The sequence below is a fragment of the Pseudomonas fluorescens genome (assembly GCF_040448305.1).
GTDB lineage: Bacteria > Pseudomonadota > Gammaproteobacteria > Pseudomonadales > Pseudomonadaceae > Aquipseudomonas > Aquipseudomonas fluorescens_BH.
This window is the reverse complement of record NZ_CP148752.1, coordinates 6,708,248-6,722,612: the sequence shown is the minus strand read 5'-3', so window position 1 is coordinate 6,722,612 and position 14,365 is coordinate 6,708,248. Positions and strand designations below refer to the sequence as shown.

Genomic DNA, 14,365 nt, shown 5'->3' with positions numbered 1-14,365 from the left:
ACCCTACCCATTTGCCATCACCGTGTCCACCGTCCGCTTTTGGCCGGTTTCTGCCTCTGCTGATCGGCAGCTATGGGGCGATCCCGGCCCGTCACAATCGGCAACAGTCACCCCATAGCAGCCATTCTTCTACGGCCACTTCGAGCTACCAAGGAAGCCCTGAAAAAACTCTGCTTACTTGTTGAAATAGTCCGCCCTCGCAGAGTCACCCCAATATTTTCCTAGAGCTTGCGCCATAACTTACCTTGAGCTTATAGATTAATCAGGATGATGTGCCTAGATAGTCTCTGCACTCCGGACGACCCGACGCAATCATCTGTCCATTAGGCAGAAGACGTGATGATTAATTGATCGGAAGGTGAGTCTTTAATGCCACTTCTATCGCCCCAGCATCTCGGACGAATTCGGCGAAGGGGAACTCCAGTCTGACAGCACTGAGCTTTGGCGACACGGCCTCCACTTGACCCACCGGACCAACTGGATAGCTGGCTGCCTCCCATTCCGTCTTGAGCTCCTCTTGTGCCTCTTCGGTGGGCCAGTAAAGATAGACCTGCAGTAAAGGCTCGGATGCGCCCATAATTACTGGATCAGGCTGCCCCTTCTTGCTGGCTGGGATCAAAGCAGGATCGAGCTGCAGTTGGAACTCCACCACCAGATCGGTGACTTGCATCTGAGGCCCGTTCTGGCGTAAGAACACGAACAATGGAGCGCTCATTGGCAGGAGGTCCCAACTCCATGGCTTGCCAGGGTAGCTGTTGCGTCCAGCGGGGCGCGAGAAGACATCGGTCCCCCAATACCAAAAGCTCGTGTCCAACGAATGCGCAATACTCTCAAGCGCCGGCAGGATGCGTTGGTAAAAGCCCGCCGCCAAGCGGTGAGCCCTTTGCACCTGTGCAACCAGCGTCAGCGCATCTTCGTGAGAAATTTCCATGGTGTTTCTTCCTTTTCAAAGTCGGTGGCCAGTGAAACCAAGGGGCCCCACTGTGTACTGAGGGGAATGTCCCTAAGCACGCTGAGGGCTGCATCTACCCCGTCACCCATGCAGAGTGGCAGCAGAGTTGCGAAGGGCTTAGGGCGATCTCTCAGGCCATACAGGCTGAATGCTTCCATCCAATCGGCGACTATACGATTGTCACGCGCATCAAGGGTGTCCGACATCTCGTTCAACCCATCCTTGAGCACTTGCCATTCCTGAGCAACCACACGCAGGCCGATGTTGGAGAACTCACCTTCGAGATCCGCAGCTTCGGATTTCCAAGCGGGCACGTTGCGCCCAAGGGCGAGAAAAATAATTGATTTACGCTCGTCGTTTTGGAGCTCCAAAGCCTGGACTTCTGTAGACCACTGGTCCTTGCACTGATCTTTGCCAAAGGGCGGCTTTATCTCGACTAGAACAAGGTGCTCATCAAAATGCAGGACAACATCGGGTTCGACATACCGACGGTCCTCGAGGCCTTTTAATCGGGGCCAGAACTCAATGTTCTGCAGCGCGCCCAATGAATCACTCAGGGGCTTGCCAAGTAGTAAGGCTAAAGCAAAGGCTTGGGTGTGTTCACTGAGGTAGTGAAGTCGGCCAAAAAAAACCGAGGTCAACAAGTCTTCTCGCTTCCGGAACAGTTCCCGCCAACTGAGCACCTGGTCGTCTATGTCTACCCGACCGGCTTTTCCATGCAGGATTGCGGTCAGCACGCTGTGCCTCTCAGAGAGGGCGCACTGGACCATCCACTCGGTATCATCCACATCAGTCCTTGTTCTCCCCTGACTAATCAAGCGGTGATCCTACCGGGTGCCGGCTGGGGGAACCAGCGATTCACCGAAGGGCACCGGCATTGGTCAACGCCTTCTCGAACTCAGCGAAAGACTGAATTGCCCTACTTTCACAGTCACACCTGAATGACCACTATTGGCCGATTGTTGCCTGTCACGACAGGCAGAAAACGGTCAGGAGAAGTCACTCCCAGTCAGCAGCACGCTTAAACTGGCGATGATATTGCGAGCATAATGAATTATCCCCGCCAAGACCAAAGTGTGAATAACATCATGACCGAAGCCCAGCGCTGGACAGTGAAATGCCAAGATCCTGCGGATGGAAGCGGCGACGTCATCATTGACTTGCCGCCTGAACTACTCGCCAGTTTAGGATTGAGCATCGGCGACGTACTGACCATTGAAGTGATCGACGGCGCGATAGTTCTGACGCCGAAGTCGAGCGACTCAGCTATACCCTGAATCGCGCCGGCGCGCTTGACCTTATCTTCAAACGGGCATTCGCGAACGGCACATCTTAGCGGCGGTGACAGTCCGCTTGGGGTCCAGGCTGTGTGAAAACGTTTTGGAGCAGGTTTCCCGGCCAGGACTGGAACGGAAATCGCGTTCGTACGCAAATTTACGGGCAGCTGATTAACCAAACGCTGGCAGATTTTACGTAGCAACGCAGACTTCAAAACGGAGTATGCGTTTTCACACAGCCTGGGTCGAAACTGGCACAACCTTTAGCCAGCCCGAGTGACCTCAACCAAGACTCGACATGATTGTTTCCTTTACACCCCAAGTAAAAAGGCTCGGGTGCCCTCATAACGGCTTCGTTTCTCCAAACATGTTGGGAGGATTGGTACCAGAGCGTAGATCTGCGATCTGCTGAGGTGCAGATCTCTGTCTGAGCCGAATTTGTCGATCAGTGAGCGCCGAACGAGCTGCTCCAAGTCTCGATCTCTAGCCAGCCAGTCGATCTTCGAATGGTTGCCCTGTCGTGCTGCGGGGAGCTGTGTAGTCTGTGAGAGCAGCCAAGCCTTGTCGTTTCGGTAAAGCCAGGCATATGTCCCGGGAGAATGCCCTCGGAGCGCCTTGGTGCTCAGATCAGGCGCCTGAGCTATCAGTGCACTCCAACCGTTTCGATGTTGCAGTAAAGTTTGGTGATGTCGTGCTTCGGCCCATGCGCGTTGCGCTAGGGGTTCTGCGCGGAGCAACTTGTTTACCGTCGAAATGGTGATGTTGAACCGCAAGCAGATATCCGATTTCAAGGCCCCTCCAGCGAGAAGCTCTAAGACCGCAGATCGGACGGAGGGCTTGAGCTTTTTTGGCCTCGGCCTTGCTTTCGGCACATGCGCGACGGTATGAGGCTCGGCTCGTCCAAGAGCAGGGAGCATCCGGCTAGCCCCGGCAACCTTGACCAACGGCCTCAGGTGCTCCTGAAACTCAACTTGCTCGTAGGCATCCATAAAAGAACCAAGGTTGTCGAACAACCAGGTAATCATCACCAAGTGCTTTAGAGGATGAAAGTGCCCGCGGGGGGAGCGTGTGAATTGCTCGATAAACGGTGCGGCACCTTCAGCCGTCGAAGGGAGATGGGTTAGCGGGTGGTAAGACTGTAGTAGCGCGGTGTGCTCCGAAAGCGAAGCGGCAGCGCTTTTCAGAGCAGCATTCGATTTGCCGAATCTGTTCAATGCGCCGCAGTACACAGAACTTACAAGTTGAGGATCAAAGGTCCTACTGAACCCTATCGCCGCGAGGTCGAGTACCGCGGTTGCCAGCTGTAAAAGTGCAGCCTGTGTAGCCGAGTAAGGCTCAATTTCTGGGGAAGGTGACAGTTCCTCTTCGCTTGGCAAGGTCCATAGAAAACGCCCAGACCACCGACGATTGTGAATGCATTCCCGAAGCAGCTGGTGGTGGACTGGACACACAATGACTCCTGGATATTGATGAGCCAGGTGCCAGTAGGAAACACCGTGAGTAGCGAAATCGTATCTCATGCATGTAGTGCAGGCCTTTAAAGGGTGCTCGGCGCCAAAGCGACCAGTCAGAAGTCCTAGACGATACTTAATCGAGCCAAGCTTGGAAGACTTCATTGACGCGATAGCAGCTTGAATATTCGACTCAGACTGGAATGGAGAAAATAGAGGAAGAATAGTATGGCCGGCAATTATCGATTCTGAATTTCCCCAAGCAGCGAAACCATTAGATTTTAGGGTGTCCAGATTAAATGGAAAGTCGTGCTTAATTCCAAGCTCTGTTGAGCTGACTAGTTGATTGGATGTTGTTGAGGGGGAAAAATTTCCAGAAAAAAGGTGATAGCGGCTACAAAGGCTAAAGAATGTCTCGTCGATAAGCCAGCGTAAAAGGATAGGAGTGTCTTGCTCTTGTGGTGTGGTGCGCGGAACGTCCATAGCCAAGACCAAGATAAGTTGGGAGTATCAATATTAACCAATCTGAGCCTTCCGATAAGAACTGCTTTGTTATGAGGCGCTGGCTTGTTAGCTATAATTAAGCTGCTAGTAAATATTAGGTCTAAAGAAAATTTTTTTAATCAGTTAGGTTATTTTGATTGCGAGTGGTGGCGTCTGGGTGCTAGTCCAGAAATACGAACAGTCGCTTGATTTGCGCCTCCAGAGGCGGAATTTCCAGTCTATTTTTTGTTGTCAGCGAGCATTTTCTGGCGGTACCATAATTCGCTTAACCGAAGTTTGTAACGGGGAACTATACAAAACAATTGCCAGAGACGACCTGATAGGCCCGATCCATCCGGTGGGTTAAGGCCAGGCCATACAAGGCTGTAGTAAGCTTGATGAGTGGTGCTACCACTGGGGGCCTAGCAACAATACGAGCCTAGAGAGAACGAGGAAATGATATGACACCCAGCTAAACACCAAGAGCTAGGAGTCAGATAGGCAAAGGCCCAAGTGCTACCTTGGGCCTCTGTGGAGTTGTCAGATATTGGGACTCCTGACAAATCCATTGTCTATTCCATGCGTGTGGGACGTCAAGTCCTGCATGGCTCCGCTCATCCCAAGAAAACTTCTTATCGTGAACGGCGAGGTTTGTATTTGCTCGCTTACTTTTGAGGTGCGGGGTTCTTTGATGAGTCAGCCATGTGATGCATGACTGATGTTCGGCAGAGGGCTCAAGACATTGGATTTGTTTGGATGACACCGCAGCAGAAATTTAGCCTGATAGTGAGTCGTCAAGGCCGGTTCAAGTGGGGTGATATATATATACCCTCAACATTGGCCGTCACCAGCGAAGCTCCAAAAGGCTCTCGCATCAGCCGGCTGAATAGCCGGAAACTAGGTCGGACATTGCACGCCATGTCCACACCAGAGCGGGTATTCACACAACTCGCGCTTTATCATCCAGATCTTCTCGATATCCATGAGCAGAAAATGCTGTCCCCCGTGACATCGGTGCATCCGTTGCATGGCCATCCTTTGACCAAAGGCAGATTTTCACATCCGATCACGGGTACCGTAGAAGTTGCGAAACAGATTGGTTTCAAGCATTACGAAATCTCGGTAGAAAACCTGAATGGCCGGCCGCAAAAAGTGCCATTTCCTTATCAGGGTGACCTGTTGCTTTACATGTGTGGTCAAGGCGGTATCCCATATGCCGTCAATTGGACTGTAAAAGACAAAAAAGAGGCTTTCGTCGAAAGAAACCGCTTGGGTGTGAAAACACCACTTCAGCAAAAAAAGGATCGGGATCGCGCCCAGTTGAGGGCTAAGCTTGAAGAATATTACTACTCAAGCGCGGGCATAAGAACCGTACAGGTATCGCTCGACCACCTCGACCCTGTCGTGATTGCAAACCTAGATTTGTTGTATGGGGCTCATGGCCTTCCTACAAATATTAATGCTGAGGTGCTAAGTGAGTTCAGTTGCGAAATCAAGGAAGCCGTTAAGTCAGGCTATCCGGTAGCTAGAATCGCAATCAAATACGGGGCTCGTTGGGGGTTTCGAGACCAGTTCTTGGCAAGAATCTACCAAGACATTTGGAATCGAGATCTGTTGGTTAGTTTATTTGAACCGATTCTCATCGACCATCCACTGAATAGCGAAGAACGGGATCTCCTTTCTATTTATGGATCTCTGTTTGAGGAGGTCGAGCCATGATAATTGGCGCGCGTGTAATCGCGCCAGAAGGCTTTCAAAGCTTATTGAAAGGCCTGACATATCATTTCTTACAGAGTGACTCAGCTAGGAATCGGGCGAGACTTGTTCTTTTCGCTGAGGACGGCTCAGATATTAGTGCTGATTTGATAACGCTGACCAGGATCGACTTCGAGGCCGCGCTCGAGGGCGGAGCGTTGATTGAGGTGTGCGACGGGGAAGCGTATCCACCGTGGCTCTCCCATATCCAGGGCATTTCAATTTCTCATTTGGAAAGCCGTCGGATTTATACCAAGGAAAGCTACGACCAAAAGGTAAATCGCCGGTATATGGCGATCGCTGAGCTGGTCGATAGGTACCAAGAAATTCTGGCGGCAGACAATCCGAGCGCCATCATAAACGCCCACGCCAAAAGCCAGCGACCACAGCAAAACTCTCGACGCCTGAGATTCTGGTTCTACAGCTATATAGTGTTTGGCCACAACAAGTGGGCGCTGCTACCGAGGCTTCACCGTATCGGAGGCTGGAGCAAGGAAAAGCCGGTAGGCTCTCGAAAACTAGGTAGACCTGCCAGAGCCGGAAAAAAATATGGATTTCCTGTCACGGAAGAAATGAAGCATATGATTATTTCCGGATTTGTGAAGTTCAAGTCTGCCTACACGACACAAAATAAGCTGTATGGTGATGTGCTGACTAAAGTGTTCGGTTGTGTCGTAACAACCAAAAAGGATGGTACCAGGATATACACCCATCCTGCCGGGAAGCCCTTTCCTTCTTTCGATCAGTTCGTGTACTGGGTACGAAAATTGATTAGTTCGGCCGCACTTGCTCGCGAGCTGAAAGGTGCCAGTAAAGCAAGGGCTCAATCCGGATCAGAGGGTAGCTTCGCTGAGCAGCTGTCGAACCTCAACCAGGTTGTTGAGTTTGACGGATACAACATCTCGGAAAAACTATCTGGTCTAACGGAAGGCAGTGCTGTGGACAGTTTTTGCGTCGTTCGCGCTGTTTGCGGACTGTCCGGAGCCGTGGTTGGAATAGGTTTTTCTGAAGGTAAAGAGAACATGGAGGCGTACAGGATGGCCCTTTTCTCCATGGCTATTGATAAAGTCAAATTCGGAGAGTTGTTTGGCGTTCAGATCAAGCTAGGCGAATGGCCTTGCGTAGGTCTTTCGAGCAATTTGATTTTTGACAGGGGGCCAGGCTCAAACTTTGAGTGTGAGGCGGAAATTAGCTGGTTGGGTACATTTGAGCTGACTCCAACCCATTCTGGTCAGTCCAAGGCAACGGTGGAGTCATCGCACCCGAGAGAGAAACAGAATCGGGATCAGCCCACGTACTACCATAGTTCCTTAAATTTCGTTGAAATGTCGCGGCGCGAAATTTATCAGGTTCTCATTGACAATGACACGTCCGATGCGAGCCGTCGTATGACGGAAGAAATGCTCTTGGTCGGATTCACGCCGACGCCTCGGAATATATGGAGGTATTTGGACGATAGAGGGCGAAACAGCTCGATAAGCAAGCCTTTCGATGAGGCAGTAAGAACGTTTCTTACCAAACATCCGGCAACTATACAAAAAGACGCCGTCTATTTTTACGGTCGTAGATATAGGTCGCAGGCCTTGGTCAATACGCGGGTATTTGATCGCGTTGCTAGAAAAGGGGCAATTCCAACAAGCGTTTACGCTATGACCATGTGTGTCCGACATATATGGATTGAGTTGGATGGCGCCTTGTTCGAGCTGGACTTTGTTCGCTCAGCAAGTACGTTGGAAGGCAGCATTGATATCTCGCTGCAGGAGCTTAAAGAAATAGATGGAAAACGGCGGAGTGCCGTAGCTGCATTGAGGGATGAAAAGTCGGCCATACAACAGGACTACATGGAAAGGTTCAGGAGGGACACTGGCAAGGAATGGGACAGTGGTCAGCGGATCACAGGCAGAGCTGCGAAAGGCGCAGCAGCCCAGCGTGATATAGCTGACTACAACCGTTTCAGGGGAAAACGACATGAATGATGCAATGTTCACTAGATTCGAAGGCTGTTCAGACATAGGGCGAATTCGCGATGTGGTCACAGTCAGACCGAATCTGATCAGAGAGTTAGGCGATTCGGATGCATTGGTCTCCGCGGAGGTCCTGGCTGATACCCTGAAGCAGATCTACTTGCCTAACCAATTCTCTCTAGAATTCATAAAGGAGATGATTGATAAAGCTTCTCTGTATTGCCGGAAAATGTTTGAGAGCGAAGCGGCATACCTCTCGCGTGTCTATTGTCCGCCAGAGGTGGAGGTAGCACCTTTCTGTTTGACCGGATTAGCTGGAATCGGAAAAAGCCAAACCATCGCTGCGCTGAGGAAGGTTCTGCCCAAGCCTGTGGATTTTACTGCCGATCATTTTGAAGGCGTGCACCAACTCGTTTCGTATTGGTACGCAAGCGCAAGAGGGAAAGCGGGTGGAAGGCAGCTGCTCTTAGACTTCCTTCATGATGATGTAGGTAAGACACGCTCGAATGTTGCAAAGCTGCTGGTTGAATGCCGCAGACGTGCAAATAGGGATGGTGTGTCACTGCTGATGCTGGAAGAGACTCAGCATATAAACACCGGTCAAGGTGTCTCTCGAGTCACTGATATTCTCCTGACAATGGCCGCAATTGGTCCGCCCATGGTTTATGTCTCCAATTACAGCCTGGTGCATAAGCTGCTTGGGAGGAATAGCGAGGACAAGCAGCGCCTGCTTGCCGAACCGCGGATCATGCTGCCTGATGCTCCTGATAGTGAAGCGTGGCGCGACTACATGAGCGAATGCGTCCGGGTATGCAATGGCCATCTAGACGTCAATTTCGATGATTTCGTTGAGGAGATGTACCGATCAACGTTTGGCATTAAGCGTCTAGCCGTACAGCTTATAAAGTTGGCGTACATCGAGGCTCGCGCATCTGGACGAAAAAGCATCTCTCTTGCCGATGTGCATCGTGCTTACCTGTCAGTGGCGTATTCGGCTAACCGGGGTGACCTAGAGGAGCTGCACCGACAGGCACTTCAAAACAGGAATACTGGCAGCAGGTTGGACCTTAGGTGCCCATTTGATCTGCCTATTTCCCTGAAGTCCAATGTTGTTCAGTTTGTCCGATCGGACCGGGATAACCGAGTCATAGATAAGATTTTCCATGCTTCGCTAAACGAGGGGGAGCGATCGGCAATAGAGGAAATCGAGTCCTCGGTACCTGGGGCCACTGCCAAGCCATCTAAGCCTGCCAAGCGGCCTCGGATACCCAAGGCGACGGATGATGAGTTGATCAGCGCGTTCCACCAGGTGCTTGAGTCAATGGGGCCTCCACCCAAACCAAAGCGGCCGAAATAGAGCGCTAGACACCCACCCGAAGCTGTCCGACAGTAAGCGCTGTTGGCTTTTTCGAGTAAAAAATTCTTTATTTTCAATAAGTTGAGACGTTACGACAGTTTCTATTCCTTGATGCATTGAACAAAATGGCTGTTTTGAGGGGTTGCGACAGTTTATAAATTTCCCTGAGAACCGCTGGAGGCCACGGATTCCGGGCCTCTATTGCGACAGTTTCTATTCCCGTTTTTCAAACCCCCTTCTCAGGGGGTTTTTCTGTTTCTAGGCGGTAGTAATTCGACGTTGTCGCCGTGTGTCGAGCAGATGGACCATGACGCAGGCGTACAAGGTCACCAGGATGAACAGGCCCATGCGGATGGCGAAGGCGGTGTAGACATCCTTGCCCGCGGCACTGTCCTGCACCGATTGGCCGAGCAGAATGATCAGGGTCGCCAGGCTGTTGAGCCAGAAACTCGGTGGTTGTCCGGTCCGGGCCAGGCCATAGAGCTTTCTGGCCGCCAGCAAACCGAACAGCAACATCCACAGAAAGAACATCCACAGGTTGACGAACAGGCTCAGCGCGCACCAGAAAAGGATCGCCATCAGGCCACCGAGCAAGGTCGAGCCGAGCAATTCCTGGCCGGCGGTGCGGGCGCTGGTCGCGCAGCTTTGCTGGCCGAGGCTGACGGCTTTCATGATGATTGGCAGGTAGCTGGCCGGGTCGATCATGGCCAGCAGGAACGTCGGCAGCACCACCAGCGTGGCCCGTAGCGCCAGCCAACTGCTTTCGGTTGGCGTAAGGCTCGGGTCGGGTTTGGCTGGGGGGGCACTGGCGGGGTCGGGAAACAGCCAATGGCTGATGGTCAGCGCGGTGACGGCCAGGAACAGGCCCTTGACCAGGGCCACGATCACCTCAAGTGCCAGGGCGAATTCAGCGGTTCCGGCAGAGCTGATCAAGGTCAGGCCCACCACCAGGAAGGTCGCCACCAGTGGGTTGCCGCCGCGCAGGCCATAACCGAAGGCAAGGAACAGGCAGAGTCCGACCAGCAACACGCCACTGAACGGGTAGTAACGCAGCAGGGGAATGAGCAGCAGGCCGGTCCCGGTGGTCAGCATAAGGATCAGGATCAGGCCCAGGCTGGCCTTGAACGGCAACGGTCGGTTCATCGCCGCCAGCATCATCAGCGCCAGCATCGGCGAGAGGAACGGGATGGGCAGGGCCAGACCAAAGCTCGCCGCCAGGCACAGCGCCGTGCCGAAGCTCAGGCGCAGGGCGCGCTGAACCCGGGCCGGACGCTCAATACGCATAGGACATCCAGCTCATCAGGCGCAGGAACAGGCGCCCCAGGATATTCAGCGGGTTACTTTCACTCGGGAACGCCATGACTTCGGCCTGTCCGCCGGACCGGATCCCTTGCGGGCCGGTCAACTCACCGGGCTCGAACTCGATGATGACCGGAAAGCGCTGGGCAGGGCGCAACCAATCGCGACTGTTCTCCACTGTCGGCAGGCTGCCCGGCTGGGTGGTCTGGCCGATATCGACGCCATAGCCGACGCTGCGCACATGGCCTTTGAAAATTCTGCCCGGGTGGGCGTCGAGGATGATGGACACCGGCGTCCCGGGCTGGACACTGCCCAGATTGTTTTCGGTCATGTCGGCGCTGATCCACACATCGTGGATGGCGATCAGGGTCATCACCGGAGCACCGGCGGCGGCGAACTGGCCGACATCGGTGCGCAAATCGGTGATCAGGCCGGCCGAGCGCGCGTGGATCTTGGTATTGCTCAAGTCCAGCTCGGCTTTTTCAAGGTTGCTGGCGGCGCTGAGCAACTGGGCGTTTTCGTCTTCGTTACCGCCCTGTTGTTCCCGTGCACGTTGCACTTCGGCCTTGGCCGCGGCGACCTGGCTGATGGATTCTGACAGGGTGGCGCGGGATATCTCCAGGCGCCGCAGCGAGATGGTGCCCGGGTCTTCGCTGTACAGGCGTTCAAGCCGCTGGATGTCCTGGCGTGCCTTGAGCTCGTTGGCCTGGGATGCACGCAGGGAGGCTTGTTTGGAATCGACGCCGGCGGTGTTGGCGCCCACCTGGCGACGGGTCGATTCAAGGTCGGCGCGGGCGCGATCGACGGCAATCTGGTACTGCTCCGGGTTGACTTCAAACAGCAATTCGCCAGCCTTGATGTCCTGGTTGTTGCGTACAAGCACCTTGGTCACCCGGCCGGATACCTCGGCCGCTACCGGCACAATGAAGGCCTGCACCCGTGCCTGTTGCGTGTAGGGCGTGTAACGGTCGGCCATCAGGTACCAGACCAGGCTCAGGATGATCAGCAGCACCACCCAATTGATGGCTTTTTTCGCAGGGTCGGCGGCGGGTGCCGGGGCTTTCTCGTCGACCGGTTGTTGGCTGTCAGTCATGGGCACTTTCCTTCGGTTCGTCGAGCAGATCGCCCCAATCGGTCCGTTCTTGCATTTGTTTGCGGGTGGCCGGGTCGATCAGCGGCTGGTCGCTGTACCAGCCGCCGCCCAGGGCCTTGTACAGAGCGATCAGGCTGTTGACGGCGGTGCCACGGTTGACCAAGTAGATATCCTGCTGGGCAAACAGGGCGCGCTGGGCATCCAGCACGCGCTGGAAATCCGAATAGCCTTCGCGGTATTGGGCGTTGGCCAGGGTCACCGATCGTTCGGCGGCCACCGATGCGTCACTGAGGATTTGGTCGCGCTCCAGCGCCTTGATCAAGCCGGTCGCGGCATCGTCGGCCTCACGGGCCGCCTGGCGCACGCTGTCCTGGTAGATAACGATCAATTGCTGCAAGCGCGCATCCTGCACGCGGACGTTGTTGGTGATCCGGCCGTGGTCGAAGATGTCCCAGCGCAGACTGGGGCCGGCCACCATGTCGAGGGTGTTGGGTGCACCGTTGAGCGAGCTGGCGGACCAGACGATGCTGCCCAGCAGGCTGATGGAGGGGTACAGGTCGGTCTCGGCCACACCAATCAACGCCGACTGCGCCGCCACTTGCAGCTCGGCAGCACGAACATCGGGGCGCCGCACCAGCAGGTTGGCCGGCACATCCTGCAAGACCGCAGTATCGAGCAGCGGCACTAAGCCGGTGTTGCGATTGAGGTCAGGGATCGAGCCGGGTGGCTGGCCTATCAGGGTGGATAATGCGTTGCGCAAGCTCGCCACCTGGCTCTCGAAATCCGGGATGGTACTGAGGGTGCCCAAGTACTGGGTCTTGGCTTGTTGCAGATCGAGTTCGGCTTCGGCTCCGCTGTTGAACAGGCGCTCGGTGATCTCGTAGCTGCGTTTTTGTAATTTGGCGTTGCTGCGGGCGATGGCCAGACGCGCCTCGGCAGTGCGCAAGGCGTAGTAGTTTTGCGCCAGTTGCGCGTGCAACAGCACCAAGGCATTTTCATAGTTGGCCTGGGCGGCAAACCAGGAGGCGTCGGCCGACTCGATGGCGCGGCTGAAACGCCCCCAGAAATCCAGCTCCCAGCCGATATCGAAGCCGACGCTGTGTTGCCAGAAATGCGTGTCCTGGGGGTTGGTGCCGCCCGACTGTCGACGGTTCAGGTACAGGCTGTCGGCGCTGGCTTGTTGCAATTGCGGGTAGCGTCCACTCAGGGCGATGCCCAATTGTGCCCGGGACTCCATGACCCGCAGGCCAGCGACGTGCAGGTCGGGGTTGTGGGCATCGGCTTCGGCCATCAAATGGTCCAGCACCGGGTCGTTGAACACGCGCCACCATTGGCGGCTGTCAGGTTGCGCGTGTTGTTGGCCGGCAATTTCCAGGGCCGGGCTGTTCCAGTGGTCGACCCAGGGCTGGGCCGGCGACTGGAAATCCGGGCCCAGTTGCACGCAGCCCCCCAGGACGACGGTGCCACAGAGCAGAAGCCGGCTGATGCGAGCAGGGCGTGGCATCAAGCGCAAACTCCTCAGACAGGACGCTGATCGTTCGTTGCCTCTATCTTCGGTGTCTCGTTCAACGCCTCGATCTCGGGTGTCTCGTTCATGACCTCGGCAGACGGTTGGTCCTGGACCCATTGCCAGAACAATTGGTAGCCCACCGCCAGCGCAACCGGCCCGATGAACAAACCGATGAAGCCGCCGCTTACCATGCCGCCCAAGGCGCCAATCAGAATTACCGGCATGGGTACATCGACGCCGCGGCCCAACATCAATGGCTTGAGGACGTTATCGGCCATCCCGGCAATCAGGCTGTAGATGCCAAACACGACGGTGGCCAGGCTGGTCCCTTCGGTGGCGAAGACATAGGCGATCACCGGGATGGTCACCAGCAGTACCGGCAATTGCATGATTCCCATCAACAGCGCCACCATGGCCAGCAGCCCGGCACCGGGGACACCCATGAGCACGAAGCCCACGCCAACCAGCAACATCTGAATGAACGCGATGCCCACTACGCCCTGGGCGACCGCGCGGATGGTTGCAGTGCAGAGCACAGTAATGCGAGGGCCACGCTCTGGTCCGGAAAGGCGCGAGGTGATGGCCAGGGCGCTTCTTTCGCCATTTTCGCCGTAGGCCATGAACACGCCGGCAATGATCAGGGCGCCGATGAACAACAGAAAACCTACGCCAACGTCAGCCATTTTGCCCAACAAGGTCAGGCCGACGGACTTGATATAAGGCATCAACTTCATGAGCACGCTGCTCATGTCGGTGGCGGCCTGCATCCAGTAGCCATAGAGCGGCTCGCCAATGAGCGGCAGGGAAGCGATTTTTTCGCTGGGGAGCGGAATCTGCAGCGTATCGGACTTGAGGACCGCCAGGGTGCCCTGGACCGATTCACTGATCGAGGTGCCCAGCAGGTAGATCGGTACCATCAGCAAAGCCAGGGCGACCACCACGATCAGGGTGGCGGCACGACCGTCCTTGTTGACCAGCTTGCGCTTGATGAGCCCATGCAGTGGATACAGGGTAATGGCCAGAATCATTGCCCAGAGCATCAGGTTGAGGAAGGGGTGGAAGATCTGGAAGCAGAACAGTACCAGCACCGTAATCAGCCCGGCGCGAATCAGTACGTCGAGCAAACCACCTGACAGTGCTCTAGCGGAAATGTTAGTGCGCAACATTGTCGAACTCCTTGCGGTGTCACACAGGTTAGCCAGGCCGTTGAAGTTCAACTCTTCC

Annotated in this window: 11 protein-coding genes; 4 read left to right on the top strand and 7 right to left on the bottom strand. The window is 54.9% G+C overall.

Translation table 11 applies throughout. The features are described from left to right. Positions 1–343 precede the first annotated feature (343 nt). Together WHX55_RS30780 and WHX55_RS30775 are read right to left on the bottom strand one after the other, a co-directional pair. Positions 344–931 carry a hypothetical protein gene (locus WHX55_RS30780; protein WP_151214281.1) on the bottom strand — a complete coding sequence of 196 codons (588 nt, stop codon included), beginning with the start codon at positions 929–931 and terminating at the stop codon, positions 344–346. Then, a complete protein-coding gene (locus WHX55_RS30775; protein ID WP_151214282.1) occupies positions 904–1,689 on the bottom strand; it encodes a hypothetical protein in 786 nt (261 codons plus the stop codon). Before WHX55_RS30775 ends, WHX55_RS30780 begins: the two co-directional genes overlap by 28 nt. 351 nt (positions 1,690–2,040) lie before the next feature. On the opposite strand from WHX55_RS30775, the gene WHX55_RS30770 reads away from it, so the two are divergent. Then, on the top strand, positions 2,041–2,229 hold the full coding sequence (locus tag WHX55_RS30770; RefSeq protein WP_150728279.1) for an AbrB/MazE/SpoVT family DNA-binding domain-containing protein: 189 nt from the start codon (positions 2,041–2,043) through the stop codon (positions 2,227–2,229). 311 nt (positions 2,230–2,540) lie between these two features. On the opposite strand, the gene WHX55_RS30765 is transcribed toward WHX55_RS30770, so the two are convergent. Next, complete coding sequence (locus tag WHX55_RS30765) at positions 2,541–4,163, bottom strand: TnsD family Tn7-like transposition protein (protein WP_151214283.1); 1,623 nt, start codon at positions 4,161–4,163, stop codon at positions 2,541–2,543. A gap of 756 nt (positions 4,164–4,919) precedes the next feature. Here WHX55_RS30765 and WHX55_RS30760 point away from each other — a divergent pair. Genes WHX55_RS30760 through WHX55_RS30750 form a run of 3 tightly spaced genes read left to right on the top strand, consistent with a single transcriptional unit; the run spans position 4,920 to position 9,239 of the window. Further along, the gene (locus WHX55_RS30760) at positions 4,920–5,882 is read left to right on the top strand and encodes a transposase (RefSeq protein WP_150728285.1); all 963 of its coding nucleotides are present in this window, start codon (positions 4,920–4,922) and stop codon (positions 5,880–5,882) included. Continuing rightward, complete coding sequence (locus WHX55_RS30755; RefSeq protein ID WP_150728281.1) at positions 5,879–7,894, top strand: transposase; 2,016 nt, start codon at positions 5,879–5,881, stop codon at positions 7,892–7,894. The genes WHX55_RS30760 and WHX55_RS30755 overlap by 4 nt, the downstream gene beginning before the upstream one ends. Continuing rightward, a complete protein-coding gene (locus WHX55_RS30750; RefSeq protein WP_150728282.1) occupies positions 7,887–9,239 on the top strand; it encodes a transposase in 1,353 nt (450 codons plus the stop codon). The genes WHX55_RS30755 and WHX55_RS30750 overlap by 8 nt, the downstream gene beginning before the upstream one ends. A gap of 258 nt (positions 9,240–9,497) precedes the next feature. On the opposite strand, the gene WHX55_RS30745 is transcribed toward WHX55_RS30750, so the two are convergent. Genes WHX55_RS30745 through WHX55_RS30730 form a run of 4 tightly spaced genes read right to left on the bottom strand, consistent with a single transcriptional unit; the run spans position 9,498 to position 14,307 of the window. Then, positions 9,498–10,523, bottom strand: coding sequence for a DUF2955 domain-containing protein (locus WHX55_RS30745; protein ID WP_353741775.1), 1,026 nt, complete (start codon positions 10,521–10,523; stop codon positions 9,498–9,500). Continuing rightward, positions 10,513–11,631, bottom strand: coding sequence for an HlyD family secretion protein (locus WHX55_RS30740; protein WP_150757431.1), 1,119 nt, complete (start codon positions 11,629–11,631; stop codon positions 10,513–10,515). The genes WHX55_RS30745 and WHX55_RS30740 overlap by 11 nt, the downstream gene beginning before the upstream one ends. Then, the gene (locus tag WHX55_RS30735) at positions 11,624–13,135 is read right to left on the bottom strand and encodes a TolC family protein (protein WP_150724819.1); all 1,512 of its coding nucleotides are present in this window, start codon (positions 13,133–13,135) and stop codon (positions 11,624–11,626) included. The genes WHX55_RS30740 and WHX55_RS30735 overlap by 8 nt, the downstream gene beginning before the upstream one ends. A 14-nt stretch (positions 13,136–13,149) precedes the next feature. Continuing rightward, positions 13,150–14,307, bottom strand: a complete 1,158-nt coding sequence (locus tag WHX55_RS30730; protein ID WP_150753785.1) for an AI-2E family transporter — start codon at positions 14,305–14,307, stop codon at positions 13,150–13,152. Positions 14,308–14,365: the final 58 nt, after the last annotated feature.

Bases quoted from the DNA above. Each gene is read 5' to 3' on its own strand.
- WHX55_RS30735 (WP_150724819.1), bottom strand. From the start codon at position 13,135: ATGCCACGCCCTGCTCGCATCAGCCGGCTTCTGCTCTGTGGCACCGTC.
- WHX55_RS30760 (WP_150728285.1), top strand. From the start codon at position 4,920: ATGACACCGCAGCAGAAATTTAGCCTGATAGTGAGTCGTCAAGGCCGG.
- WHX55_RS30745 (WP_353741775.1), bottom strand. From the start codon at position 10,523: ATGCGTATTGAGCGTCCGGCCCGGGTTCAGCGCGCCCTGCGCCTGAGC.
- WHX55_RS30770 (WP_150728279.1), top strand. From the start codon at position 2,041: ATGACCGAAGCCCAGCGCTGGACAGTGAAATGCCAAGATCCTGCGGAT.
- WHX55_RS30750 (WP_150728282.1), top strand. From the start codon at position 7,887: ATGAATGATGCAATGTTCACTAGATTCGAAGGCTGTTCAGACATAGGG.
- WHX55_RS30740 (WP_150757431.1), bottom strand. From the start codon at position 11,631: ATGACTGACAGCCAACAACCGGTCGACGAGAAAGCCCCGGCACCCGCC.
- WHX55_RS30765 (WP_151214283.1), bottom strand. From the start codon at position 4,163: ATGGACGTTCCGCGCACCACACCACAAGAGCAAGACACTCCTATCCTT.
- WHX55_RS30780 (WP_151214281.1), bottom strand. From the start codon at position 931: ATGGAAATTTCTCACGAAGATGCGCTGACGCTGGTTGCACAGGTGCAA.
- WHX55_RS30730 (WP_150753785.1), bottom strand. From the start codon at position 14,307: ATGTTGCGCACTAACATTTCCGCTAGAGCACTGTCAGGTGGTTTGCTC.
- WHX55_RS30755 (WP_150728281.1), top strand. From the start codon at position 5,879: ATGATAATTGGCGCGCGTGTAATCGCGCCAGAAGGCTTTCAAAGCTTA.